Genomic DNA, 25941 nt, shown 5'->3' on the forward strand with positions numbered 1-25941 from the left:
AGTGGTTTTATATGGTGGGGGTATACTATATAAAAGTTTGTTGAAAAGGAGGAGACGAAGATGTGGATCGTTTTGTTGATTGTAGCTGTGGGGATTCTGACTTGGATCGACTTTTATTTAGGACATAAACAAACGACCGCAAAAGAAGAACCTCCTGTAAACACGACAGGTAACATGCTTCTTTTAACGACGGGTTCTCATTTTTTTGATTCACTGTTCCTTGACATAGATGAAGCTAGGAAGACAATCTACATACAGTTCTACATATTGCGTGATGACGAACTCGGACAAGAGCTATGTAAGAAGTTGATCGCAAAAGCACAGCAAGGCTTAGAAGTTAGACTGCTGCTTGATTACATGGGAAGTTACGGTTTGAAAAAAAAGACCGTTCACAGTCTTAAAGACGCGGGCGTTCATTTTGAATATAGCAACAAGCCTCAATTTCCTTATCTTTTGTACCGCATCAATCACCGAAATCATCGCAAAATCACAATTATCGACTCCGAGATCGCATACTTAGGCGGGTACAACGTAGGAAATGAATATATTGGCAGAGTCACACGGTTTGGTGATTGGCGCGACTATCATTTAAAATTAAATGGAAACGTTGTGATCGAATTGCAGCGTCTATTTGTTGACGATTGGAACGGTTCAACGAATGAAAAGGTGACTAAAAGTGTTCCATCTCTTACCAAGGAAGAAGAAGCAAAAGAGCTGTTACTTCTTCCTTCAAAAGGACAGGCAGGTTATAAGTATTTTTATAAAAAAATAAAACATGCGCAAAAAAGCATTTTTATAGGTTCGCCTTACTTTATTCCGGGTAAAAAGATGAACAGAGAGCTTTTGTCAGCACTAGATCGCGGCGTCAACGTAAAGCTGCTCGTTCCAATGAACCCCGATCATCCTTTTGTACAGGAAGCTTCTTATCGTTTCATTAAACCGCTCTTGGAAGCTGGTGCAGAGATCTATCAATTTCATGAAGGGTTTTATCATTCCAAGATCGTCATGTTCGATGATACGATCTGCGATATTGGCACCGCTAACTTCGATCTTCGCAGCTTTTTTTATAACGACGAGCTAAATTGCATCTTTACAGACAAATCAGAGATACAAGCCGTTAAAAAGGTGCTCGATTCAGATCTCGAGCGTTCTGAGAAACTGACGCTAGCACGATTAAAGAAGACGCGCAGTTCCGTTAAAGTTCGTTTAAAAGAAGTGGTGGGTTTTGTGCTATCGCCATTTCTATAAGTTGAAGTGAATTGCTCTGTAGAATATGAAAGTGGTTGATTTCCGTTTCAGGATGCTCGCTTTCCGCGGGGCAGGCGGTGAGCCCCTTGCCGCTTTGCGCCCTTAAGGGTCTCACCTGTCTAGTTGCAGTGGCTAGCTCCTCGAGGTCAAAAGTTAAACGGTCAATAAGGCAAAGTACTCCTTCTTGGCCCGTTCATCTTTTGCTTGTCGGAGCTGAACGAGCCACTTCCACATTTCGGACAGACCGCTCGTCCCGCAGGAGTCTCGCACCTTGCACTTCAATCAACCTGTCTTTGAAGCCAATCAAAAAGCCATTCTTCATCACCAATTTAATGATTAAAAAACATACAACACAACAGGGGGCCAAACATGTTAACATCTTTCGGATTTGTATCTACGGCTCTCAACTTATATGAGGCCTCACCTGCAAAAACGATGACTTATGCTACTTATCAAAAACGTGATGAGAAAGAACGCACCGCACAGCTGCTTGCCATCACGAAAAACAATCTAGAGCGCACACTACGCGTTTTACATTACTGTATCGCACACGAACTTCCTCTTCACCGCATGTCGTCTTCAATCGTTCCTTTAGCTACCCATCCTGAAGCGGCTTGGGATTTTTTAAAGGAGACGAAGAAAGAGTGCAAAGAGATCGAAAAGCTCGTGAAAAAATACAACATCAGAACGAGCATGCATCCTAACCAATACACGCTGTTTACGAGCCCTCGTAAAGAGGTGACGTTAAACGCGGTGAAAGATATGCAATATCATTTCGATCTGCTTAAAGGGATGGGCATTGAGGATCGAAGCTATATCAATATTCATATCGGCGGAGCTTATGGTGATAAGCCGTCTGCTATAGAACGTTTTTATGAAAATATTAAACTTCTCCCGGCTGACGTAAAAGCGAGGATGACTCTTGAGAACGACGATAAAACGTTCACAACAAAAGAGACATTAGAAGTCTGTGAGAATGAAGGCATTCCACTAATGTTTGATTATCATCATTACATGGCGAATCCTGATGACGATGGTTCGCTAGAGGAATTGTTACCGAGGTTCGTGAAAACTTGGGAGAATACAGGCCGACCACCTAAAGTACATCTTTCATCACCAAAAGACGAAAAAGCATACAGAAGCCATCATGACTTCGTTAGTCTGGACTATGTGCTGCCGTTTTTTAAATTGATGTCCAACTACACAGATGAGCTGGATGTAATGATTGAAGCGAAACAAAAAGACCGCGCCGTTCTTCAACTCGTTGCTGAGCTAGAGAAGGTACGCGGCTTCAAGAGGATGAGCGGTGGAACCATCCTTATGTAAGGCATGGAATAAATTTTTTAATCTCTGCATTAAAGCTTGCGTAATGTTTGATCGGAAGCTGATGCAGCGCTTTGTTTAAGAGGACGAACTTTGCTTTCGGATGAACATTTCTTGCGTAAATCCTTCTATATGGGTGCATATACTCCGCTTGTTCACCATATATGAACAACAACGGAAAACGCCACTCTTTTAGTTGATCCGTACAATGAAATGAAAAGCTTTCTTGATAGAACCGTTGACACATTTTAGGATCTGTCTGCTTATGGTAAGACAACATTTCTTTTCGATCTTCCGGAGAATTTGAATGTGTGCTGACAAGAATCTGATTTAAAAGGGCTGGTGCATTCTTGGCCAGCCTTATTCCTGTTTGAAACTGCTTTTTCAGTGCGAATGTAGAAACTTGAGAAAAGCCTCCACTTAAAATAAGCCCCTTTGTTCGATGTGGATATTTTTGAACAAACGCTTGTGCGACCGAGCCACCTGCTGAATACCCACAGATATACGCTTCTTCTATTAATAAATGGTCTAATAATAAGGCTACATCATCAGCTAGGTCCCATATCGTAAACGTTTCAGGGTCTTTGCTAGACGATCGGCCATGTCCTCTACTATCAGGAAAGATCGTCTGATAATCAGTTGCTAGTTCTCTTTGATACTTGAACACAAGATGACTCATACCGGGCGGATGTAAAAAAACGATCGGAGCACCGGTTCCTAACTTTTCATAATAGATTTGTAACTCAGAGGTCAGTCCGGCTAATGCCATGTTTTCCTCACTTTAGAAAAGTACCTGCCATCCAGATGTAAGCTTGGTAGCCTAAGTAGATGCCGATGATACCCATGATTCCAGGTAATGCGGGTGGTGCCGGAATCGGTAGTTTTAACAGGGCAAAAACAAAGCCTACGAGGGCGCCTGTTATCAGTGATAATACGATCAACTTCATATATGTACCCCCTCTTTCAAACGAGTTTCCAAACCTATCTCTTATTAATATGGCATGTTATCCCTACATTATCCCTATTTTCGTTGCAATCAAGATTGTGCAGAAGATTTTGTTGCCGCGAGTTCGTACTGTTTTTTAATAATACGGATTTGACCGCGATGACTCAGTTCATCCTCAAACACATGAAACCATTTAAAATAATTGTTACCAAGTTCATTGCCCCACCACGGTGTTGTTTCATAGAGCCATGAATCTTCTAGCTTCTGAAAATGATTTAATGTAATTTTACGGGTCTTTCTTAAGTCTTCTAGATAAAATTCTGCTGTATTGCCATGAATAATTGTCGCTGCTTCACCTAGATCGAGGGCAGGCTGGAGTGTTTCTGCATAACGGTCGATCTCCTCTTCTGGCATATCTTTTCCTTCGAAAGTGATAAATTGATAAATCTTTTCTACAGCCACAAGATGAGCGAGCAGCATTCCGATAGAATTTCCGATTCCGTTGATTCGGTAATCAAGCTCTTTAACAGAAAGATCTTGCACGTCCCAGATCGTCGTTTCCCTCGTGTAGTCCATCATGGAGATCAAGTTCGAAAATTCTTTCGAGTATCCTTCAATCTGTCCGATAACAAAAGGGCTTTTGTTGGATGATGTCATTTTATGAACCTCCTAAGCATTCTTGTGCTTCAATAGAATTCAAGAAAAGCTTGGAAATCCCTTTTTTGATTTGCTAGGAACGTGAATTATGGGGGATCGAGCAGAAGTTTTTGGAATCGCTAATAAACCTCTCGAATCGTTCACAAATCCCTAGAATCGCTCACAAACCAAAGAAACCACGCTCACAAACTTATTCCAAAAAGAAAAAACCTGTCCGCAGACAGGTTTTCCCTATATATTACATACGCTCTGGTGCTTCTACACCGATGATGTTCAATGCATTCTCAATCGTTACTTGAGTTGCTTTCATCAAGGCATAGCGCGCTTGTGATTTTGTTTTGTTTTCAGGATCCAGTACACGCTCAGCGTTATAGAAGCTATGAAGAGCGGAAGCCAGCTCGAACACATAGTTCGTTACACGATGCGTCAAAAGTTTTTCTGCTGCTTCATTAATCACAGCAGGGAATTCCCCAATTTTCTTTAACAGCTCGAATTCTTTTTCAGAATCAATCTGAGAAAGATCCACGTCTCCCTCATAAGAAAGACCCATTTCTTCCCCTTGACGAAGCATGCTGCATACGCGCGCATGTGCGTATTGTACGTAGAACACAGGGTTTTCGTTCGATTTTGAAACAGCTAAGTCCATGTCAAAATCAAGGTGAGTATCGTTAGAACGCATCGCAAAGAAATAACGAGTCGCGTCGATGCCCACTTCTTCCATCAGTTCACGCAGTGTTACAGCTTTACCCGTACGCTTACTCATACGCACTTTTTCACCGTTTTGGAAAAGAGAAACAAGCTGGATGATCATAACATCGAGTTGTTCTTTGTCATAACCTAGAGCTTGAATCGCCGCTTTCATACGAGGGATGTATCCATGATGGTCAGCGCCCCAAATGTTGATCAGCTTTTCAAAACCACGTTCAAATTTGTCGTTATGATACGCGATATCTGGCGTTAAATATGTGTAAGATCCGTCGTTCTTGATGAGTACACGGTTCTTGTCATCATCATAATCTGTCGTACGGAACCACGTCGCACCTTCTTCTTCATAAACAACACCTTTAGCTTTTAACTTTTGGAGTGCTGCATCAATTTTTCCGTTTTTATAAAGAGAAGTTTCAGAGAACCATACGTCAAAATCTACACGGAATTCAGCAAGATCTGCTTTTAGTTTCTCAAGCTCTCGCGTAAGACCGTATTCACGGAAAAAGCTTACACGCTCGCTCTCGTCTTTATCTAACCAAGAATCGCCGTACTCCTCAGCAAGGTCCTTACCAAACTCGATAATATCCGCTCCGTGATAACCATCTTCAGGCATCTCTTTATCCTTGCCTAGCGCTTGGAAATAACGAGCTTCGATCGACGTAGCTAAGTTGTTGATCTGATTTCCAGCATCATTGATGTAGAACTCACGAGAAACGTTATAGCCTGCATAGTCTAAAATATTACAGATCGTGTCACCAACAGCCGCACCACGTGCATGTCCTAAGTGAAGCGTGCCTGTAGGGTTCGCAGATACGAACTCGACTTGAACTTTTTTACCGCCGCCATGCTCAGTACGTCCGTAATCCTTGCCCGCTTTTAAAACAGTCGGTACAAGCTCTGTTAAATAAGAGTTATCCATGTAAAAGTTAATGAAACCAGGACCTGCGATCTCAACTTTTGCGATAGATGCTTTACTTTTATCAAAATTCGCTACAAGATCGTCTGCGATCATGCGAGGTGCTTTTTTTGCGACACGTGCTAATTGCATCGCCATGTTTGTCGCGAAGTCACCATTCGCTTTATCTTTCGGTACTTCAAGAACGACTGCAGGCAATTCTTCTTTTTTAGCGAGTCCCGCTTTTACGACTGCTTCTTCGATCTCTTCTTTTAACAGCTGCTTGACTTGGTCAAGGATATTCATGCTTTTGCCTCCTGAAAATTAATCTTGATTCGATGTGTTCCTGTATGTTCACCCTGCAGAACCAGCTCATAAGCGAGACTTAGATCTCCCGTCTGTTTTTGCTGATTCCAGCGGAAATTCATTTCGTGTGTAGTCGTTTCCATCCAAAGCTGGCCATATGGGCTGTCGTACATGCCTTTTGTCGTCTGGCCGATTAAATATTTCTGTTTCATAGATACACTGCCTGAGCGGATAATCAGAATACCAGCATGCGTAATCTTAATCACATTATTGACAGAACCTGCACCTTCTATCTCTTCCTTATACTGAAGATAGGTGACGTCCCCCCGTTTATAGAGCTTACCTTCTGTCTCGGTGAAATGCTTCTCTTGTTCACCGCTAAAATGTACTTCTGAACTTATCGAAAGCGCAACAGACAATTCCGTATCTTGATCCATGCGAACAACACTTCCTTTTTTGATGTACCTCTTTAACTTACCTATTATAAAAGATTTCACTGCTTCCCTTCAACCTTATGGGTATCTTTTTAAAAATTCATGTTCTAATTAGGTAAATTTATCCTAAAAACACGTTTTCATGAGTGGATGATTTGGAATGAAGGTAGTGAATGACGTATTATACACTCGAGAAGAACAAATAGAAATGAGGAGGATCTTAATGAAAAACGAAAGAATTTTACTCGTGAATCGTCCAAAAGGCGCTCCGCAAAAAAGCGATTTTCGCTTTGAGGAAACTTCGACCCCTGCACTAGAAAGCAATCAGGTACTTTTAAAAACGATTTATCTATCTGTAGATCCGTACATGAGAGGACGCATGAGTGATCGTAAATCTTACGTGCCTCCATTTCAGTTGAACGAACCGATCTCTGGTGGAATCGTTGGACAAGTTGTTGAATCTCGTTCAGGCGAACTGGCAGAAGGCGACTTTGTGATCGGTAATTTAGCATGGCAAAAATACAACGTAGCAAGCGATGCTGAAGTTCGTAAATTAGATCCATCTCTTGCTCCACTCACTGCAAACTTAGGTGTGTTAGGCATGACGGGCTTAACCGCATATTTCGGCTTGCTTGATATCGGTAACCCACAAGAAGGCGAAACCGTTGTTGTCAGTGGTGCAGCTGGCGCTGTTGGTACGATTGTTGGCCAAATCGCTAAGATTAAAGGTGCACGTGTTGTCGGAATCGCAGGTTCAGATGAAAAAATCTCCTACTTGAAAGACGAATTAGGGTTTGATGCTGCGATCAACTACAAGACGGAAAATGTGTATGAAGCATTAAAAGCTGCTTGTCCAGACGGTGTTGATGTTTATTTTGATAACGTCGGCGGTGAGATCTCTGATAGCGTGTTGGCACTCATCAACAAAGGCGCTCGTATCCCTGTTTGTGGTCAGATCGCACTATATAACCTTGAAAAAGCAGATGTTGGTCCACGCATGCAAAGTCAGATTCTGATCAACAGTGCGCTGATGAAAGGTTTCATCGTGAGCGATTATGCGGCTCATTTTGAAGAAGGCGCGATTGAACTTGCAAAATGGGTAAAAGAAGGTAAGATTTCTTATAGCGAAAATATCATTGATGGCTTTGAAAATACAATTGATGCGTTCTTAGGACTGTTTTCCGGTGAAAATACAGGAAAGCAGCTAGTAAAAGTAGCTGAGCCGGAGAATGTGTAAAATTTTTTATTCAAACTTTTATGGCTTTTCACCCTTTATAGGTGGAAAGCTCTTTTTTATAAAATAGCATGTTGCTCTTGGAAACATTTCAAAAATTATCATTCTACAAGAAAAGATAGATAACGCAGATATAAACAATTACAGGGATTTTTTAAATGAAAAAAGACCGACTCCTTATAAGAAATCTGGTCCTCTATAAACAGACTAATCGTCTGTATCATAACTTTATTTTTCTATTAAATGATAGCCGATATAATCCAATGCTGATTGAATATTGTTCACATACTTTGTTTTCGCATTCGTTAAATCAAAATGATCGACTTGCTCATGAGCAAACGCTGGAGTCACTCCAGTAATGATTGTTCTTACTCCTATTAAATAAAGGGCATTGATCAACGTAAACAACTCTTTTGGAAAACGGTTATCCTGAATATATAGTTTTGATAAATCTATGATAAAGAAATCAATATCACTTTCTGCTGCATTATGTAGGACATCACTAATTATTTGTTCTGAGCGGACCTCATCTACAATACCTTGCAGGGAAAGGATGGAAACCCCATCTGTAAGTGGAATGATCGGGACACTCAAGAATCCCATATGATGTTTCGTTTCATCCAGTTCAATGATATGAGACAATACCTGCTATGGAGTGAAGATAGTTTACATCATCTTCCGAAAACTCTCTTTCCTTTCGATCCATCACACAAAGCGTTCCAAATACATTCCCTTTTAGATCTTTTAGTGTAACGCCTAAGAATCCTTTGATCTTAAGTTCACCTGTTACCTCTAACTCCCGTGTTCTTGAATCAGTCATTAAGTTTTTTGTCTTCATTGTACTGCCTTCGTTCGTTATAATTAACCGGCAGTACGTTTCTCCATATTCTACACTGTAACCCTCCGTAATAATCTCCTCATCCTCATTAAAAGAGCTTAGGACAGTAATCGCTCTCTTTCCCTTTCTTGTTACATATGTAGTTTTGACATTCAGTTGTTTACTAATTAAGTCAAACATTTTGCGGGAAACAGACTTCAACGAATAATAATTAGTAATCTCATTCTCGTAATCATCAGCCATTATCTTCCCTCCCTTAATAAAAGCACATTTTGCTTGAGATAAGTATATCATTTAAAAGTTATAATTTTTGGATAATTAAAAAAATAAAAAAGTTAATGAATAGAGTAATGAGAAATTTCAAAATAAAAATAAGCTGACTCCTTAATAAAGCCAGCTCGCCGATTAAACAGGTAAGATCATAGAGACAGTCGTGCCCTGACCTTCTATACTTGTAAAATGTAATTTCCCATTATGCTCTTTCATGATTTTCGAACTGATCATCAGCCCTAATCCAGTACCCTTTTCTTTTGTTGTGTAAAAAGGTTCGCACATTTTTTGAATTCGCTCTGCTGGAATACCACAGCCTTGATCCTTGACTGACACGTGAATGTTTTCGTCGATCTGTTCTCCTCTAATCACAATCTCTCCGCCATTCACCATAGAGTCGATCGCATTCTTCAAGAGATTGATCAAAACTTGCTTCAGTTCGTTTTCCTCAGCATGAATCCATAGTAAATCTTCGGACATTTCCTTCTTGATCTGAACATTTTGTCGGAGAGCTTCAGGCTGTAAAAGGATTTCTACAAATTCCACAATCTCGTTCAAACATGTCTTTTTATACGTTCGGACTTGGGGCTTTGCCAACAATAACAGCTGTCCCATGATCTGATCGATGCGGTCCAGTTCTTTATCCATAATGCTGTAATAGTTGGAAGGATCAATCTCTTTGCTATCATGTAAAAACTGAATAAATCCTTTTAGCGAGGTTAGCGGATTTCGGATTTCATGAGCAACCGAAGCCGCTAGCTGACCAACGATGGAAAGTTTGTCAGACTGTCGAAGCATATCTTCTGATTTTTTTCGATCAGAGATGTCACGCGTAACTCCAATAATCTCGACTACTTTTCCTGTATCGTCCGTGATGCTTTTACACGATGTTTCGAGCCACACATAATGGCCGTCTTTATGCTGTAATCGAAATGGAACAGTTTTCGTACATGGTCCTGAAATTAAATCTTCATGTGCTTTTCTTGAAATCTCTTCATCATCCGGATGAAGCATTCCATAGCCTGTATCTCCTAAAATTTCTTCAGGTCTTTTCCCTAATAACGCATAAGAGGCAGGTGAAATGTACGTAAATGAACCATCTGCTTTATGTGTTGTGATCATATCCATCGCGTTTTCAGCGAGCAGCCTGTACCTCGCTTCACTCTCTTCTAACAGCTGTCGGGACTCGATCTTTTCCGTTACCTCCCGACCGAATACAAGCAAGTTCTTTCTAGATCCATCTGGGTGAAACACTGGAATTTTATAAACATCAAAAAAACGTGTGCTGCCGTCTTGCGCAGGCACGAATTCTTCACACCGAACAATCTCTTTTGCTTGCCACACTTGTTCATCCGTCTCGATACAATATTGAAAAACATCACGAAAGTCAGGCGTGATCTCCGCTAAGTCGGCATCAGTCTTCCCAGTAAAATCAAATCCAGGCAGTTCAAATAGTTCACCTACGAATTCATTTGCAAACACAAAGCGCCCATCTCCGTCTTTAATGCCAATAAAATCCGGAACGATGTTCATTAACGTTTTCATAAGAGGTTCCTGACAAGAATGAACGACAGCCGGCAGTTCTTTCAAGATATAATAGCGTAAAGAACTCTCAACAAACGGCAACGTTCCTTCACTCACTTTTACCGAAATAAAACCATTCTCAGCAAGCAATGTTCCTTCTTCACCATCTGAATGACGTAAAAGCACTTCATTCACTGACTTTCCTGTTTCAAAAGCTGCCTGATCTGTCAGGTTTAAAAAATGTTGATTCACTGCTGTTAATACTTCATTCTGATCTACAACCACAACCGCTTCAGAAAGCTGATCAATAAACGTTTGAAAATATTCCATCTCTACTGAAATCGCTGTCATTCCATTTGTCCCCCCTTTATCCATCTAATTCTCTACTGTAACTATAGCAAAAAAGACTTAATGATATAACAAAATTCGACAAATTTAGCTAAAAACAGCTGAAGTCAGTTCCATCCTACTATTTTTCTTAAGATTTCCATTGCTTTACACTTAAGAATTTACTATATTTGATTAATGTAAGAGGTCTGACCTCTATAACGAATTTATAAAAAGTAATGAGGGAATAAAATGGGTGCTATAGGATTGCTGTTTTCAGGTGGAGCTTTATTCTTAAACAGTTTAATGTTGCTTGGAAAAGCTGAAGAAAAAAGTGTCGCGTTTTTCAATATATTAGTCGGATTACTTCAAGTTATCACGCCGATCTATCTCATTATTACGTCTGATGGATCGAACTGGTCGATGTTCAACAACGGCGCTGTCTTCTTGTTTGGATTCACGTACCTTTATCTAGGAGTAACGATCTTAAAAGGGTTCGATTCCAGCGGGCTCGGATGGTACTCCCTATGGGTATCGATGATGGCCATCGTTTACGCACTTGTGTTTTACGTTCAAGAAAATGACATTGTCAACGCTCTAACGTGGGTGCTGTGGGCGTTCCTTTGGTTTCTGTTCTTCTTATCGTCCGCACTTAAAAAACCGTACGAAAATTATATCGGAAGAGTCGCTTTCGTTCAGTCATGGGTGACGTTAACGCTACCTTCTCTATTCATGCTGCTCGATCTGTGGCAAAACGCTAAGCTTCAAGAAATCTGGACGTATGTATGCATCGGATCAATGGTTTATTTTGTAGTAGAAGCGATTTTGTTTGCAAAATCGATCAAAAAAGAAAAATTAGTTGAAGAATTAGCTTAAGTGCAAGCCGGTCTCGATGTATCGAGGCCGGTTTTTCTTATTTGGTGAGGTGTGCTAGACGTTGTGTGATGAGGGTGGCGGATGGCAATTAAGTCGTTTTGATGAGTAATTAAGTCGGAGTATGGTTCTATTAAGTCTAATTAGAAAAAATTAAGTCTAAATCCATACCAATTAAGTCTAATTCACAAAATAAAGGCAATTCGACACAGCTCGACATTCTCTCAACAGTCACACCAAACAAAAAACCCCTGTTCGGCGGCTGCAAACAACAGCATTCAAACAGGGGTTACATCTTAATTATTTTACCCAGCCTAACAAAATTTCACGAAGAAACTTGCTAGCTGCGATCGGTGTTTGCTCAGAGTGGTCATAAACTGGAGCTACTTCTACTAAGTCTGCTCCGATTACGTTAATGTCCGCTTTTGCGATCAATTGAATCGCTTCAAGAAGCTCTTTAGACGTGATTCCGCCTGCTTCTGCTGTTCCTGTTCCAGGAGCTGCAGATGGATCTAACACATCAATATCGATCGTAACGTACACGTTACGTCCCTTTAATGTTGGAAGAACTTCTTTTAACGGCTCAGCTACATCGAACTTGTACATGTGCATGCCGCTTGTTTTTGCAAATTCAAACTCTTCACGCATACCTGAACGGATTCCAAACGAATACACGTTTTCTGCTCCGATCAGATCACAAACTTTACGAATCGGTGTAGAGTGAGAAAGGACCTCACCTTCATACTGCTCACGAAGGTCAGCATGTGCATCAATATGAATAACCACATAGTCATCATATTTTTGCTTCAACGCTTTAAAAACCGGCCAAGTCACAAGGTGCTCTCCACCCATTCCAAGCGGAAACTTGTTGTCAGCGAGTAACGTTGATACGTACTCTTCAATCATATCAAGAGAACGCTGAGGATTTCCGAACGGTAACGGAATGTCTCCCGCATCAAAATAGTTCACTTCTTCAAGGTGCTTGTCCATGTATGGGCTGTACTCTTCAAGGCCAAGAGATGCCTCACGAATACGAGCAGGGCCAAAACGGCTACCCGGACGGAAGGAAACCGTCCAATCCATCGGCATGCCATAAAGAACAGCATCAGCCGTCTTATAGTCAGGCTTACTTAAAATAAATACATTTCCAGAATAAGCTTCATCAAAACGCATGATTTTACACTCCTTATGTAAAATACAGGACCGTCGCGAAAGCAAGGTACAACTCACTTTTGACGGCCCCCATTTTTATATTTTAATCACTGATATTTTCTAACAGATGATCGGTTACTTTTGCTCTCACTTTCCAAAAGGAAACCTCACTGAAAGGTTGATTGTAGTGTAAGGTGCGAGACTCCTGCGGGACAGGCGGGCAGGTGAGACACTTAAGAGTGAAACGTTGCGAATGTGGCTCACCGCCTGCCTCGCGGAAAGCGAAGCACCTGAAACGGAAATCAACTACTTTCTAAAGCAACAAAGCATAAGTAATTCAGGATTATTTTTTAATCAAGTCACTCACAAACTTCGGCAACGCGAATGAAGCTGTGTGAAGTTGTGGTGTCCAATACTTTGTTTCGATATCGTGGAAACGATCAGCTGGTACTTCTAGCGGATCGTGTTTCTTAGATCCGATCGTGAACGTCCAAAGTCCGCTTGGGTAAGTTGGGATGTTCGCTGTGTAAAGACGCGTGATCGGGAAGATCTCACTTACATCGCTGAATACTTGAGAGATCAACTCAGGCGTGAACCAAGGGTTGTCCGTTTGTGCAACAAAGATTCCGTCTTCTTTAAGTGCTTTAGAGATTCCTTCATAGAAGCCTTTTTCAAAAAGCTTAGCAGCTGGTCCAACCGGCTCAGTTGAGTCAACCATGATAACATCATACTCGTTATTGCTTGTTGCGATGTGCATGAATCCGTCATCTACTTTTACTTCAACGCGTGGGTTCTCTAGGTCCCCAGCGATTTCAGGCAGGTATTGCTTAGAATACTCGATTACTTTTCCATCGATCTCAACAAGAACTGCTTTTTCAACAGATGGGTGCTTAAGGACTTCACGAATTACTCCACCGTCTCCTCCACCTACAACTAGAACGTTCTTCGGGTTAGGGTGTGTGAAAAGAGGTACGTGTGCTACCATCTCGTGGTAAACGAACTCGTCTTTTTGCGTTGTCATAACCATGCCATCTAGAATCAGCATGTTTCCGAACTCTTCTGTTTCAACCATATCTAGCTTTTGAAATTCTGTTTGCTCAGATACGTACGTTTTGTTAATTTTCATCGTAATTCCGAAATTTTCCGTTTGTTTTTCAGTAAACCAAATACTCATGTTGGTCTCACTCCTACTATATATTTTGAAATGCCAGGCATCGTTGTTTCGAGATTTTACAAACAAAATGATTATAGCATTCTGGGACCTAAGATTCCAATTCAATTTTTGTAAGAATGCAGCTATTTTCAAATAACCACTTCTTATCCATACCACAATTCTGTATTCCTAATCGATATCCACTAAAAATGAGTCGATTACCCTGTTTCTTTCGGCTGACTATTCTGACTACTTAAGTGGTATAATGAAGATAGCGTTCAGAAGGACAGACGGTCGGCGCATTCCCTTTTTTAAACTGAAGCTGGACATCTTGCGGGTATCCGCAGCTTACAGTTAAGGGGGGTGATGCCTCTGACGATCTTTGAGGCGTTGATGTTCGCGGTCGCTTTCAGCTCGCTTATCGTTACTGTCCTTACGTCTAAAAATAAATAGGCCTCTGTCACACGTGTAAAAGCACCGGCTTTTCGTCTTAGAAAATCCGGCCTCGCTTTACCGACTCGTGTGTCCCTTCTGGCGCCCCATTCGTCCGTGTTTCGTACACGGACGATTTCTTTTTCGTGGAGTTTCTAAAAAAAACGGATAATAAGGAACAAAAATAGAGCAGCACTTACTCTTATAAGTGATCTAACCTTATACCAGGCGGGGTATTAACGCCTCTAATTCAGGAAATTGAGGCCTTAATCCTAGAAATTTCCGAATTATTCCGGCGAGTTTTGATCATATATCGGCGAGTTGACAAAATCCGACTCTAAACACCCAGCATTATACCCCTCTTACCAAAATGCTTGGAACTCGGAGAATCTAAAAAAAGCCATGAACATCCAACCGTTGTTCATGGCTTCCTCGACTTTTAATTTCCTATAGAGCTATTTCTTACAATCGAATCTATAATGATATCCCAATCCTCTGTATGCAGCTCATGCCCCGTGCCCTCGAGTGTGACGAGTTCAGCATGCGGAATCGCTCTCGCAAGCGCTTGACCGTGTTCAAACGGAAGTGCCCGATCTTCTGTTCCGTGAAGGATAATTGTCGGAACTGCAATTTCATTCATACGATCTAAATACTCTTCACCGCCACCTAGATACATATAGTTAAATCGGCTTTGAATCTGTTTGGCGCGCGTGTATTCTCTTTCTGCTAAAGCGTACATTCTTTTCTTTTCAAAAGGCTTAGATCCTGAAAGAACTGCCCATCCGTCTGCTAGATAAGCCACAGCCTCTTCTCGATCAGTCCAATCAATCGAAGCACTTTTTCCATGGAAATCTAAAATTTTCTGATCCATCTGAGGCAGCTCCGCTTGTTCTGTTCCGAAAACACTGGACGCCAGGATCGTGAGGCTTAGTATACGTTCAGGATTCTTGATCGCCATAATCTGTCCGATCATTCCACCAAGAGACATTCCCATGATATTCACTTTCTCTATGGAATAGGCATCTAGAATTCCAAACGCATCATCAGCCAGGTCAGCAATCGTATAGTTCGAAGTGCCAGGTTCATAGACCACGGATTGACCGAGATCACGATGGTCATACCGAATCACATATCTCCCGGCTGCTGCTAAACGCTCACAAAACTCTGTATCCCACCAATCGAGCGAAGACATCGCTCCCATGATAAGTAGAACAGCAGGATCACTAGGCTTACCGAAGCTTTCTGTATGGATATCCACCTGATTTGTTTGTAAAAGTTGTTGTTTCATTCTTTTTTCCTCCGTGATTTTATTTTTTTGCCTTGTGTAAAGCGCAGAGCAATAAGTACTCAACGGAGTCATCTTGGCCTGCACTTGTCATTAACGAAGTTTGATCCATTTAATGATCATGACGTGTCGGCCTCCTTCTTTTATTTAATTAGCGGTAATAAAACCCTATTCATTTTAACATAATTTTCTGAACATTTTAACAGAAATAAAAAAAGCAACCCGCGTTATCCACTCTCGGCTGCTTTTCTCATTTTACATTCAATTAACAGTATTAGTGGAGGTGGATAAGTAAATCTTCTAAAAAATAGTCACTGAGGTATACCTAAAACAATGGAAGCCCTACCTCTCTTCCATCCTTACGGCTCCTTGTCCGTGCCAGTGTGAATCAGTATTACTACGATCAAGTGATTATTGAATAGAATATATTTGAAAAACTTCATAAGGTTATAGAGGAAAGTAAAATCAAAATTAAGGATTAGATGGTTGTAGAAATTAAAGAGGTTAAACTAAGTAAGTTTAAGAAGTGTGTTGTCTCTGTAACGACTATGAATGAGATCCGTTTCAAGCCCTCATACCATGCCATTAAACCTTAACAGAAACTTTTAATCTGGGTTTCAGTGATTCCTTTGATTACTTCAAGTTCACTGAGTAAAAATCCATATGCACTTTCCAACATCTTTTTTTCGCTTGCATTCAGTGTTTTTTCTTTCTTCATACGCATCAAATCACGTACAACTTCGGCACCATCACGTATTTCACCCGTTTTTAGCTTATCTGAATTTACTTTGTATCTTTCTTTCCACGTTAGTAATGTTTCAGATTCTCCATTGTGAAAATCGTGCATAATCTGCTTTAATGCTAATAGTTCTGTAACAGGGCGTATCTTAGAATTCATAATCTTACACGCTGGAATCATAACTTGCATGTTGCTGACTGACATTTTTATAACATAATACTGTTGTTTTTCGTCGGGGAATTCTTTTTCTTCTATGGCTTCAATTACGCCTACTCCATGCATTGGGTACACAATGTTATCGCCAATTTGAAACAAATACTCCACCTCCAGATTTGCTAACCTTCTAAGAGTACCACACCCCTCTAATTTAATCAAATATTTTATAATATCATGATTTTATTTTTGGTGTCAATCATTTTTATAACAAAAAAGCACCTCAAATTTGAGGCGCCTTTCTACTCACAATCGTCCTAAGAGCTCTTTCGTTCGTTCTTTAGCGTTTGCTATTACTTTTTCTTCATCAATCGTCTTCAACTCGCGGCCACGCATAACGATTTTGCCATCGATGATTACCGTATCCACGTCTTGTCCCGTTGCGGAATACACAAGAAGATTAGCCGGTTCATGACTTGGCGTCAGATGAAGCTTGTTCATGTCCATCAATATAAGATCTGCCTTTTTACCGACCGTTAAGGATCCAACCTCATCCCCGATTCCAAGTATGTCAGCACCGTTCTGTGTCGCCATCGATAACACATCATGCGCACTGAGAACCGCCGCTTCTTCGTACTTCAATTTTTGAAACCAGCTAGCAGCTTTCATTTCTAAGAACAGATCAAGAGAACTAGCACTCGCTGGTCCATCCGTTCCTAGACCAACCTTCACACCGCTATCCATCAAACGTTTCACATCACTAATTCCGCATCCAAGCTTCGCGTTACTTACCGGATTATGAATGATTCCGCCCTGTATTGTCTTAAGTGTCTCATAATCTGCATCGTTAAAATGAACACCATGTGCGAGCAGCACGTGACGGTCGAACACCCCTGCTTGTTTTAAATATTCAACCGGTCTCAGCCCATGCTTGTCTTGAATCATCTTCTCTTCGTCTTTCGTTTCTGCTAAATGAATATGAAGCGGAACGTTCTTTTCTTTTGAAAGGTTTACAGCTGCACTCAAAAAATCAGGTGGACACATATACGGTGAATGCGGCGCGATCATCGTTGTGATTCGACCGTTTCCTTTTCCGTGCCAGCGGTCCACCACATCTGCCGCTTCCTTCAACCGACCTTCATAATCCGAGTCCATCGCGATTAGTCCACGCGCTATGACGGAACGAATTCCCGATTCTACAGCCGCTTCCCCAATCGTATCAATCCCTATGTACATATCAGCGTATGAGGTTGTTCCACTCTTGATCATTTCAGCCATAGAAAGAAGGGCACCCCAATAGCGATCTTCATCGTTCATCTTCATCTCTAGCGGAAGCATCTTTTTATTGAGCCAAGTCATCAATGTCACATCATCACTATAGCAGCGCAACAGAGACATCGGTGTGTGCTGATGTCCGTTTACAAGGCCCGGCAGCGCCAGCATCCCTTTTCCGTCGAGCTTTTCAACCGATTCATCGCATTCAAAGTTTCCTATTGAATCAATTCTATTATCTTTTATAAGGATGTCTCCCGTGTTAACAACCCATTTTCCATCTGCCGAAGTCGTCATATATTGAATGTTTTGTATAAGCATGTTTCGAACCTCCTCTTTCTCACAGCCATTATAGCACTTCATTCTCCTTTCACGTTTAAGGTGCGTCTTTTTTCACCATACTAGATAACAAAATGAGAGTTTTTAAGGAGGGCGGATTATGAAGTTTTGGCAGATCTATAAAGAAGCGACGAAACAGCAGAAAATACGCTGTATGAAAAAATGGGGTCTTATCGTCTCTGGATGCTTTGCATTATCCTTTGTCGGGCTTTTGCTGCTCGCTAAACTCATGGGCCCTCCCGCTCTGCTTGTTCCACAAACGACCATCATGTACGCAGCAGACGGTTCCAAAATGGGTGAGATCAACAACGGCGGTCAGAACCGGTATTGGGTTCCACTCGAAAAAATCGATAAAAATGTAATTAACGCCACGATCTCTATTGAAGATAAAAGTTTTTATAAACATAACGGATTTGATATGAAGCGTATTGGCGGAGCCTTACTCGCTGACCTTAAAGCTGGCGCAAAAGTTCAAGGCGCGAGTACCATCACGCAGCAGTATGCCCGTAATCTTTTTTTAACACACGACAAAACATGGCGTAGAAAGTTTCAAGAGGCGTTCTACACACTTCGTCTAGAGATGAGTTATTCAAAGGATGAGATTTTAGAAGGTTATTTGAACACGATCTATTACGGCCATGGCTCTTACGGCATCCAATCCGCATCACGCTATTATTTTGGCAAAAATGCTGAAGAGCTCTCACTAGGCGAAGCAACGATGTTAGCTGGGATTCCTAAAGGCCCGAGTTATTATTCTCCAATCCTTCATGAAGAGAATGCGAAAAAAAGACAAGGTATCATCTTAAACGCGATGGCTGAAGATGGAACGATTAAGAAGTCGGCCGTCCAAAAAGCAGCATCAGACCGGTTAACGTATGTAAGAGAAGAAGAGGAAGAACTCGCAACGGTCGCACCTTACTTTCAGGATGCTGTGATGCGTGCTTTAAAAAAGGAACTGAACGTGAACACGAACTCGATACAGTTCGGTGGACTTCGTATTTACACAACGCTCGATCCACATATGCAAGAAGTTGCTGAACACACGATTGAAAATCGCATCATTGATAACAGTTCGATCCAAACAGCGTTAGTCGCTATGGACCCTAGAAGCGGAGATGTGAAAGCGCTCGTTGGCGGCAGAGATTTTGAGCAGAGTTCGTTTAATCGTGCGCTTCAAGCCAAGCGCGCACCGGGTTCAACATTTAAACCATTCCTATATTACACCGCGCTCGAGCATGGCTACACTGCGTCTACTCCCATTAAGTCAGAACCAACAACATTCGCGATGGGAGACGGCATAGGTGATTACAAGCCGAAGAACTTTAAGAACCGCTATGCCAATGATTTTATTACGATGGCTCAGGCGCTCGCTCTGTCCGATAATATTTATGCTGTAAAAACGAATCTCTATCTTGGTCCTAAGAAGCTCGTAAAAACAGCCAAGAAATTTGGAATAAATAGTGAGCTCGCTAGCATTCCTTCACTCGCATTAGGATCAAAAGCAGTTGGCGTGTTAGAGCTTACGAACGCATACGGTGTTTTTGCGAACGGCGGAAAGAAGGTAGAGCCGGTTTTCATAACGAAGATCACCGATTCAAAAGGCAATGTTCTCTATGAACACGAATATAAAAGCAAACAAGTGATCGACGAGAACAAAGCTTTTGTTATGACGGATCTGTTAGCTGGTACGTTTGATGAAAAATTGAATGATTATACGAGCGTTACTGGTTCAAGCATCAATCACTACCTAACGCGTCCGATGGCTGGAAAATCCGGCTCAACGCCAAATGACAGCTGGATGGTCGGATATTCTCCACAACTCGTTACAGGCGTTTGGGTCGGATACGATAACAATGAAGAACTGCACGATGTGAACGATACAGGATACTCCAAACGAATCTGGGCTTATTTTATGGAGGGTGCATTAAAAAACAAAGAAATCTTATCGTTTGAACAACCAGAAGGCGTAACAGCGGTAACGATCAACCCGCAAAACGGAAAACTCGCAACCGATAGCTGTCCGGTAACACGCATCTCTTATTATGAAAAAGGAACAGAACCTGTAGAATATTGTGATGAACATGGTGCTTCAAGTGAAATAAAAGAAAAATTAGAGCAGAAAAAAGAGGAAAAAGGGTTCTTCAAGCGGATTTTTTCTTGGTGATGTGACGTTAACCTTGTCGGCTCGCTGCTAGACGTTGCCAGCCAGCTAGACGAAGCATTCAATCCAAAAGTTTTAGGTCTGAATCCATAAGTTTTGAGCTTGAATCCATAAGTTTCGAGCCGTATTCCAAAAGTTTTTGCTAAATATCCACGAATCAACACAGTTCGACATATCCCGACTATCTCGCATCATTCGCTAAACTCAAAAAAGGACAATAAAATGCCCGGAGCTCTACTACAGGAGCCCCGGGCACTTTATTGTCCTAGAAACATTGTGTGTACAATGCTACCTACTATATTAATGGAAGTGCTTTCTTGTCACAAGTTATTTGCAAAATGTTCAAAAAAGGTTCATAACTTTGCCATTTTTATTCCACTAATGACTTGATTTCGTCACTTGAACGGTTAAACATCGCTTCATCATGTTCTTTAAGGAAGTTTCCAAGCACACGACGAGCGTTCACGTCCATATCCTCTACGATCACTTTACCCTTCATGGATTTATCCATACGGTTCACGTGTTCCGGAAGACTTTTATAGCCTCTTCGTGCTTCAACATCTACTTGCATCTCACATGCCGTCAATCCGAAGTAAAACGGTCCTTCTGCTTTTCTATTGATCGTAACCCAAACGAGCCAATAAAGACGGGGGTTAGGCGTGTCTTCACGATTCGGAGTAAACTTAATACGTTTTTCAACGTCGCTTCTTGCGTGCATCGCTCCCATATCGATATAAGCGATCGACTCTTCAACATCTACGATTACCGGCGTTACGTGATCAAGTGTCAAACTTCCAACACCATAACCGCCATGACCGTCTGTTGAGTCACCACTTATGATAGTAAAGCCCATTCCTTTTTTCTTTTTATCAGCATCATTGGAATTGAAAAAATCTTTCATACTTCCAGCTCCTCTAAACATTCAGTGTTAACACGTATTGTATCACAAATCAGGAAAAACTCTCAGTTGGAAAGTTTGAAGATAATTGTTGAAATTACCCCTAAAAACGAATATTATATATCATGTACTTATAAATCGTTCGTATTTTGGAGGTTCTCACGTATGCTTTCTTCATTTTTTAAACTAAAAGAACTTGGTACGACCATCAAAACAGAAATATTAGCAGGAATCACTACATTCCTAACGATGGTCTACATTGTCATAATCAACCCAATTATCCTGCATTCTGCTGGTGTCCCTTTTGACACCGTGTTTATTGCAACGATTATTGCAACGGTAGTCGGTACACTATGGATGGCATTAATGGCCAACTATCCGATTGCCATTGCTCCAGGTATGGGGTTGAATGCCTACTTCGCGTTTTCTGTTGTAGGAAATCACCCTGATATTGATTACCGTATCGCGTTTGGGGCAGTGTTTGTTGCAGGTATCCTTTTTGTCATCTTATCGTTAACACCGTTTCGTGAAAAATTGATCGAATCCATTCCTGCAAACTTGAAGCACGGTATTACAGCTGGTATTGGACTATTTATCGCGTTCATCGGTTTGCGTCTTACTAAAATTATTGTTGCCCACCCAGATAACTTAGTAACGTTAGGTGATATGCATTCACCAACTGTACTCCTTGCTCTTGGTGGACTTGCTATCACGTTGATCTTGATGGGACTGAACGTGAACGGTGCATTATTCTTCGGAATGATCATTACGGGTGGAATCGCCTACTTTACAGGGCATTTAGAATTTAAAGAAGGTTTCGTATCTACACCAAACTTACCATCAGAACTTTTCATCTTTGGTGATCCGATCACAGCCTTTTCTGACGTGTTTCAATATGGATTATATGCTGTTGTGTTCTCCTTCTTGCTTGTCACGATCTTTGATACTACTGGTACGATGGTTGGTGTAGCAGAACAAGCTGGACTAATGAAAGGCAATAAGATGCCTCGTGCACGTCAAGCACTGTTAGCTGATTCCGTTGCGACAACAGTTGGTGCAGCGTTTGGTACGAGCCCAACGAGTGCTTATATCGAATCATCTTCAGGCGTAGCTGCAGGCGGTCGTTCTGGTCTAACCTCTGTGGTGGTAGCCATCCTATTTGTGGCAGCTGCGTTCTTCTCACCACTTGTTGGTGCGATCTCTGGATTATCCGCAATTACAGCACCAACACTGATTATCGTCGGAAGCTTGATGCTTGGTTCTTTAAGCAAAATCAAATGGAACGAACTTGATGAAGCATTCCCAGCCTTTCTAATCATTTTAACGATGCCATTAACATCTTCTATCGCAACAGGTATCGCTTTAGGGTTCATCTCGTATCCGATTTTGAAAATTGTAAAAGGTAAATATCGTGAAGTACCGTTCTTGGTTTACTTGTTTGCCGTATTGTTCTTCTATCAATTAGCGTTTTTACCTCACTAAACGTCTCTCTGCTCCTGCGTCTACAAGTTCATTCTAACGAAGGGAACTTCCTCGTCGCATGCCTTGCGAGAAGCTTCTCATGTAGCAGGCAGGCAACCTTGCGCTACAATCAACTTTGCAACGAAGTTTTTATAAAGAGAACAAAAAATTAATAACACAGAAAAAAGACCGGCCAACCCTCACAATAAAGGGCTGACCGGTCTTTTCTTAATTTGTCTCAAACACAACGGCTACTTTTTCCTTCTTTTCATCTACAAAGAACTCTTTCGATACACGATACGTTCCTGCATCCTGTTCTTTTAGATCAACCGCTTGATCATAGTTTGATCCTGCTTTCACCATGATCATCTGCTCGGTAAACATCTGATCGTTGTTTACTTTCTCCCATTTACCGTCTGTCCATTTTTCAAGTGCATACGCGGTTCCTGTACCAGCTTCTTTATCGGATGAGTTTTTCAACGTTAATTTTGCTTCTTCACTATTTTCTTGGAGTGCGAGTTCAGCTTGTACACCCTCTTTTTCAGCTGGTATCTCGTTCTTAACTTGAGGTGCTCCATTCTTCTTATCCTCTTCTGGCATTGCTTTCGAGCCACAAGCGGCGAGGAGAACGAGCAGACATGCCATTAGTATCAGCTTCATGTTTTTCATCACTAAGCCCTCCTTTTACCCTGTTAGTCGTACCACATCGAAAAAAGTTTCAGATAAACTGTCGGTTTATAAGGAGAATGTGCTGGATATGCTGTTAATAGAGGAGGCGCTAGCATGAAGATTTGGCTTGTTGCATTAATTTTATCGCTCATGTTTACAGGGCTCGGAATCGGCTATTACGCAACGCGCCTTTATGAGAAAAGTGTGGCAAAAGGCTTTTTCATGACGCTGCTGGGTATTATCGTTCCATTTACAATCTTTATCGTGTTTGTTTATTTTTATGGTATTGCAAATAATGGTCATCCCTTACAATTTAAATGGTAAGTAAAAAACCTGTCCATCAGCGCATGCTTCACGCTAACTAAACAGGTTTATTTTTATTGAACTTGGCCTTTTAATGAATCAATATAGTTAAAAGCTTCATCCATCTCTTCTTCAGTATACTTTTGTTTTGCTTTAACTGTTTGAACTTTTTCCTTGATCTCGTCCTTCTCAAGCTTCTCAAAATACATTACGGTTGAAACAAGTTCTAAGAACCTCGATGACTGCTCGTTCATTGAACGAACACAACTGCCTAGCTTTTCAATTTCCGCACCATATGTGGAAAGAAGATTCTGTCCTTCTTCGTTCACGGCATAACGGTACTGCGAATAGCCGCTCACCTTTTCTTTCACTTCATGTATGTATCCCATGTTGCAAAGCTCTTCAATCTTAAGTGTTAATTCTTCGGAATATGGGCCGTAAAAATGAAATTGATACTTTTCTTGGAAAGGAAAGTTTAGCTTTTTTGCGATGTACACCATCTTTTGAAGCTTTTTCCGACCGACGACTTCTCCGGCTTCTTGAATCAAGGTGACTACCTTTAAATGATCCTCAAACACAGTACGTTCCCCCTAACATCCTTTTTCGTTTTTATCTATTTTTCTTTCTGATTATTCAATGTTGCTTTTGAAAGTGGTTGATTTCCGTTTCAGGTGCTCGCTTTCCGCGGGGCAGGCGGTGAGCCACTTGCCGCTTTGCGCCATTAAGTGTCTCACCTGCCCACCTGTCCCACAGGAGTCTCGCACCTTACACTCCAATCAACTTGTCAGTGATGTCTTTTTAGTAACAAACAACAACTTGAAGTGAATCTGATAGTCAAATCGACTGTTTAATGCACTACCTATTCAAAATCTCTTTAATTTTACTTTTAAGCGTTTTATCTTCAATTGCTTCGATCAGATCGAGGGGATAATAGAGTTTGTGATCTGTTCGGCGTTTGCCTGAGATCGCTTCTACCACGTCTGATTCTCTGGACAGCTCGCGGATATCGCCATTTGGTTTTAATAGGTTGATCGGCAGACGCTCTTCTTTTTCGCCTGGGCGGTAAAAATCGTACGGGAGATCTGACGATGAATCTACTACTAAATAATATTTCGGATTGATGCCGGCTTCTGTAAAGTAACTCGACAGCAGGTGCCCGTCCGTAAATGAGACCATTTCGGTATACTTAAATAATTTTCGATTAATGAAACGATGACATAAATCGCTTAAGATTGTGTCCTCTTCTTCCATCCATCCTTGGAAATAATAATGGATCACACCTTCATCGAGCGAAATGTAATCGTGAAGCGAAACATTGCCTTCAAAAAGCGTTTTAAAATGAGACAGCTCTCTTTTGAATGTATACCCTGTTTCATACAGTTCCTTCGCTCGGTGCAAAATTTTACTTAAGATCACTTCCGCACTTCGCGTTACAGGATGAAAATACACTTGCCAGTACATTTGGTAACGACTCATGATATAGTCTTCCACCGCATGCATGCCGCTTGATTTTATGACGACGCCCTCTTCAGTCGGACGCATCACACGCAGGATTCGCTCGATATCGAAATTACCGTAGCTTACCCCTGTAAAATAAGCGTCTCGCAACAGGTAATCCATTCTGTCTGCATCAATCTGACTGGAGATCAGACTGACGATTAATTTATCTCTATGTGTTTTCGCGATCACTTCTGCTACTTGTACAGGAAAATCTTCTCCCATCTGCAAAAGGACACGATGAACTTCTGTATCGCCTAGTATAATGTCTCTACTGAATTCCTCATGATCCACACCGAACACCTTTTCAAAAGAGTGTGAGAATGGACCGTGCCCTACATCATGTAGAAGAGCCGCGGATAGAACGAGCAGACGCTGTTCAGGATCCCATGTTTTCTTTTGCTGAAAAATATCAATGATCCGCCTCGTAATCTCATAAACACCAAGAGAATGGCTAAAACGGCTATGTTCTGCTCCATGAAATGTTAAGTATGTCGTCCCAAGCTGCCGAATTCTTCGCAGTCTTTGAAACTCGCGCGTACCGATCAGACGCCAGATCAGCTCATCGCGCACGTGAATGTAGCGATGCACTGGGTCTTTAAATACTTTCTCTTCGTGCAACTTTCCTATGAGTTTAGCCATTGATTTTTTCCCTGCTCCTTCACCTGCATTTATAGGTAAGAATTCTCGTAAAAAAGAAAAATCCCTTCCTTGGTCCGTCTAGCTAAGAAGGTATTTTCTGTATAAGTATCGTGTTGTAACTACTAGAATATACCCTATTGTATCGTGTTCTTAACTTTGAAAACAACCACTATTTTTTTCTATCCGCACTCCATTTTTATAG

Annotated in this window: 24 protein-coding genes; 7 read left to right on the forward strand and 17 right to left on the reverse strand. The window is 41.3% G+C overall.

Features of this window, described 5'->3' with window-relative positions:
* The first annotated feature begins 60 nt into the window (after nucleotides 1-60).
* Both cls and uvsE read left to right on the forward strand, forming a co-directional pair.
* Complete coding sequence (cls, locus tag I5J82_RS16195) at nucleotides 61-1248, forward strand: cardiolipin synthase (protein ID WP_198768706.1); 1188 nt, start codon at nucleotides 61-63, stop codon at nucleotides 1246-1248.
* Nucleotides 1249-1617: 369 nt separating this feature from the next.
* Nucleotides 1618-2574 carry a UV DNA damage repair endonuclease UvsE gene (gene uvsE, locus I5J82_RS16200; protein ID WP_198768707.1) on the forward strand — a complete coding sequence of 319 codons (957 nt, stop codon included), beginning with the start codon at nucleotides 1618-1620 and terminating at the stop codon, nucleotides 2572-2574.
* Here the strand turns inward: uvsE and I5J82_RS16205 are convergent.
* The 5 genes from I5J82_RS16205 to I5J82_RS16225 all read right to left on the reverse strand — a co-directional run bounded on the left by I5J82_RS16205 (nucleotide 2567) and on the right by I5J82_RS16225 (nucleotide 6520).
* The gene (locus I5J82_RS16205) at nucleotides 2567-3340 is read right to left on the reverse strand and encodes an alpha/beta fold hydrolase (protein ID WP_198768708.1); all 774 of its coding nucleotides are present in this window, start codon (nucleotides 3338-3340) and stop codon (nucleotides 2567-2569) included. The genes uvsE and I5J82_RS16205 overlap by 8 nt on opposite strands.
* A 7-nt stretch (nucleotides 3341-3347) precedes the next feature.
* Complete coding sequence (locus I5J82_RS16210) at nucleotides 3348-3518, reverse strand: DUF1427 family protein (RefSeq protein WP_066399082.1); 171 nt, start codon at nucleotides 3516-3518, stop codon at nucleotides 3348-3350.
* An 89-nt stretch (nucleotides 3519-3607) separates the two neighbouring features.
* Nucleotides 3608-4174, reverse strand: a complete 567-nt coding sequence (locus I5J82_RS16215; protein ID WP_198768709.1) for a DinB family protein — start codon at nucleotides 4172-4174, stop codon at nucleotides 3608-3610.
* Between the two features lie 238 nt (nucleotides 4175-4412).
* Nucleotides 4413-6083 (reverse strand): arginine--tRNA ligase, encoded by a 1671-nt coding sequence (gene argS, locus I5J82_RS16220; protein WP_198768710.1) that lies wholly within the window; start codon nucleotides 6081-6083, stop codon nucleotides 4413-4415.
* Complete coding sequence (locus I5J82_RS16225; RefSeq protein WP_198768711.1) at nucleotides 6080-6520, reverse strand: YwiB family protein; 441 nt, start codon at nucleotides 6518-6520, stop codon at nucleotides 6080-6082. Before I5J82_RS16225 ends, argS begins: the two co-directional genes overlap by 4 nt.
* A gap of 220 nt (nucleotides 6521-6740) precedes the next feature.
* Here I5J82_RS16225 and I5J82_RS16230 point away from each other — a divergent pair, with 220 nt between their 5' ends.
* Nucleotides 6741-7754, forward strand: a complete 1014-nt coding sequence (locus I5J82_RS16230; RefSeq protein WP_233096510.1) for an NADP-dependent oxidoreductase — start codon at nucleotides 6741-6743, stop codon at nucleotides 7752-7754.
* 225 nt (nucleotides 7755-7979) lie between these two features.
* Here the strand turns inward: I5J82_RS16230 and I5J82_RS20405 are convergent, their stop codons facing one another.
* The 3 genes from I5J82_RS20405 to I5J82_RS16240 form a co-directional block, all read right to left on the reverse strand.
* Nucleotides 7980-8393, reverse strand: coding sequence for an STAS domain-containing protein (locus I5J82_RS20405; RefSeq protein WP_233096511.1), 414 nt, complete (start codon nucleotides 8391-8393; stop codon nucleotides 7980-7982).
* On the reverse strand, nucleotides 8377-8832 hold the full coding sequence (locus I5J82_RS20410; RefSeq protein WP_233096512.1) for a GAF domain-containing protein: 456 nt from the start codon (nucleotides 8830-8832) through the stop codon (nucleotides 8377-8379). Before I5J82_RS20410 ends, I5J82_RS20405 begins: the two co-directional genes overlap by 17 nt.
* A gap of 162 nt (nucleotides 8833-8994) precedes the next feature.
* Nucleotides 8995-10734, reverse strand: coding sequence for a PAS domain S-box protein (locus tag I5J82_RS16240; RefSeq protein WP_198768712.1), 1740 nt, complete (start codon nucleotides 10732-10734; stop codon nucleotides 8995-8997).
* Nucleotides 10735-10962: 228 nt separating this feature from the next.
* Here I5J82_RS16240 and I5J82_RS16245 point away from each other — a divergent pair, with 228 nt between their 5' ends.
* Entirely contained in the window at nucleotides 10963-11586 is a 624-nt protein-coding gene (locus I5J82_RS16245; protein ID WP_198768713.1) for an AmiS/UreI family transporter, read from the forward strand.
* 297 nt (nucleotides 11587-11883) lie between these two features.
* Here I5J82_RS16245 and speB read toward each other — a convergent pair whose 3' ends face one another.
* The 5 genes from speB to I5J82_RS16270 form a co-directional block, all read right to left on the reverse strand.
* Nucleotides 11884-12756 (reverse strand): agmatinase, encoded by an 873-nt coding sequence (gene speB / locus I5J82_RS16250; RefSeq protein WP_066399100.1) that lies wholly within the window; start codon nucleotides 12754-12756, stop codon nucleotides 11884-11886.
* A 322-nt stretch (nucleotides 12757-13078) separates the two neighbouring features.
* Nucleotides 13079-13909 (reverse strand): polyamine aminopropyltransferase, encoded by an 831-nt coding sequence (speE, locus tag I5J82_RS16255; protein ID WP_198768714.1) that lies wholly within the window; start codon nucleotides 13907-13909, stop codon nucleotides 13079-13081.
* Nucleotides 13910-14759: 850 nt separating this feature from the next.
* Nucleotides 14760-15608 carry an alpha/beta fold macrolide esterase gene (mle, locus tag I5J82_RS16260; RefSeq protein ID WP_198768715.1) on the reverse strand — a complete coding sequence of 283 codons (849 nt, stop codon included), beginning with the start codon at nucleotides 15606-15608 and terminating at the stop codon, nucleotides 14760-14762.
* A 589-nt stretch (nucleotides 15609-16197) separates the two neighbouring features.
* A complete protein-coding gene (locus I5J82_RS16265; RefSeq protein WP_198768716.1) occupies nucleotides 16198-16659 on the reverse strand; it encodes a CarD family transcriptional regulator in 462 nt (153 codons plus the stop codon).
* Between the two features lie 144 nt (nucleotides 16660-16803).
* On the reverse strand, nucleotides 16804-18090 hold the full coding sequence (locus tag I5J82_RS16270) for an amidohydrolase (RefSeq protein WP_198768717.1): 1287 nt from the start codon (nucleotides 18088-18090) through the stop codon (nucleotides 16804-16806).
* A gap of 118 nt (nucleotides 18091-18208) precedes the next feature.
* Between I5J82_RS16270 and I5J82_RS16275 the strand changes: the two genes are divergently transcribed.
* Nucleotides 18209-20272: a transglycosylase domain-containing protein gene (locus tag I5J82_RS16275; protein ID WP_198768718.1), complete on the forward strand. Its 2064-nt coding sequence runs from the start codon at nucleotides 18209-18211 to the stop codon at nucleotides 20270-20272.
* A gap of 367 nt (nucleotides 20273-20639) precedes the next feature.
* On the opposite strand, the gene I5J82_RS16280 is transcribed toward I5J82_RS16275, so the two are convergent.
* Nucleotides 20640-21170 (reverse strand): YwhD family protein, encoded by a 531-nt coding sequence (locus I5J82_RS16280; protein WP_198768719.1) that lies wholly within the window; start codon nucleotides 21168-21170, stop codon nucleotides 20640-20642.
* Nucleotides 21171-21332: 162 nt separating this feature from the next.
* Between I5J82_RS16280 and I5J82_RS16285 the strand changes: the two genes are divergently transcribed.
* On the forward strand, nucleotides 21333-22649 hold the full coding sequence (locus tag I5J82_RS16285) for an NCS2 family permease (protein WP_198768720.1): 1317 nt from the start codon (nucleotides 21333-21335) through the stop codon (nucleotides 22647-22649).
* A gap of 207 nt (nucleotides 22650-22856) precedes the next feature.
* On the opposite strand, the gene I5J82_RS16290 is transcribed toward I5J82_RS16285, so the two are convergent.
* Nucleotides 22857-23297: an immunoglobulin-like domain-containing protein gene (locus I5J82_RS16290; protein ID WP_198768721.1), complete on the reverse strand. Its 441-nt coding sequence runs from the start codon at nucleotides 23295-23297 to the stop codon at nucleotides 22857-22859.
* A gap of 114 nt (nucleotides 23298-23411) precedes the next feature.
* On the opposite strand from I5J82_RS16290, the gene I5J82_RS16295 reads away from it, so the two are divergent.
* On the forward strand, nucleotides 23412-23621 hold the full coding sequence (locus tag I5J82_RS16295) for a hypothetical protein (protein ID WP_198768722.1): 210 nt from the start codon (nucleotides 23412-23414) through the stop codon (nucleotides 23619-23621).
* Nucleotides 23622-23674: 53 nt separating this feature from the next.
* Here I5J82_RS16295 and I5J82_RS16300 read toward each other — a convergent pair whose 3' ends face one another.
* Nucleotides 23675-24178 (reverse strand): YwgA family protein, encoded by a 504-nt coding sequence (locus tag I5J82_RS16300; RefSeq protein WP_198768723.1) that lies wholly within the window; start codon nucleotides 24176-24178, stop codon nucleotides 23675-23677.
* A 277-nt stretch (nucleotides 24179-24455) separates the two neighbouring features.
* Nucleotides 24456-25739 (reverse strand): HD domain-containing protein, encoded by a 1284-nt coding sequence (locus tag I5J82_RS16305; RefSeq protein WP_198768724.1) that lies wholly within the window; start codon nucleotides 25737-25739, stop codon nucleotides 24456-24458.
* Nucleotides 25740-25941 lie beyond the last annotated feature (202 nt).

The organism is Fictibacillus halophilus, from assembly GCF_016401385.1.
In the GTDB taxonomy this organism is placed as follows: domain Bacteria; phylum Bacillota; class Bacilli; order Bacillales; family Fictibacillaceae; genus Fictibacillus; species Fictibacillus halophilus.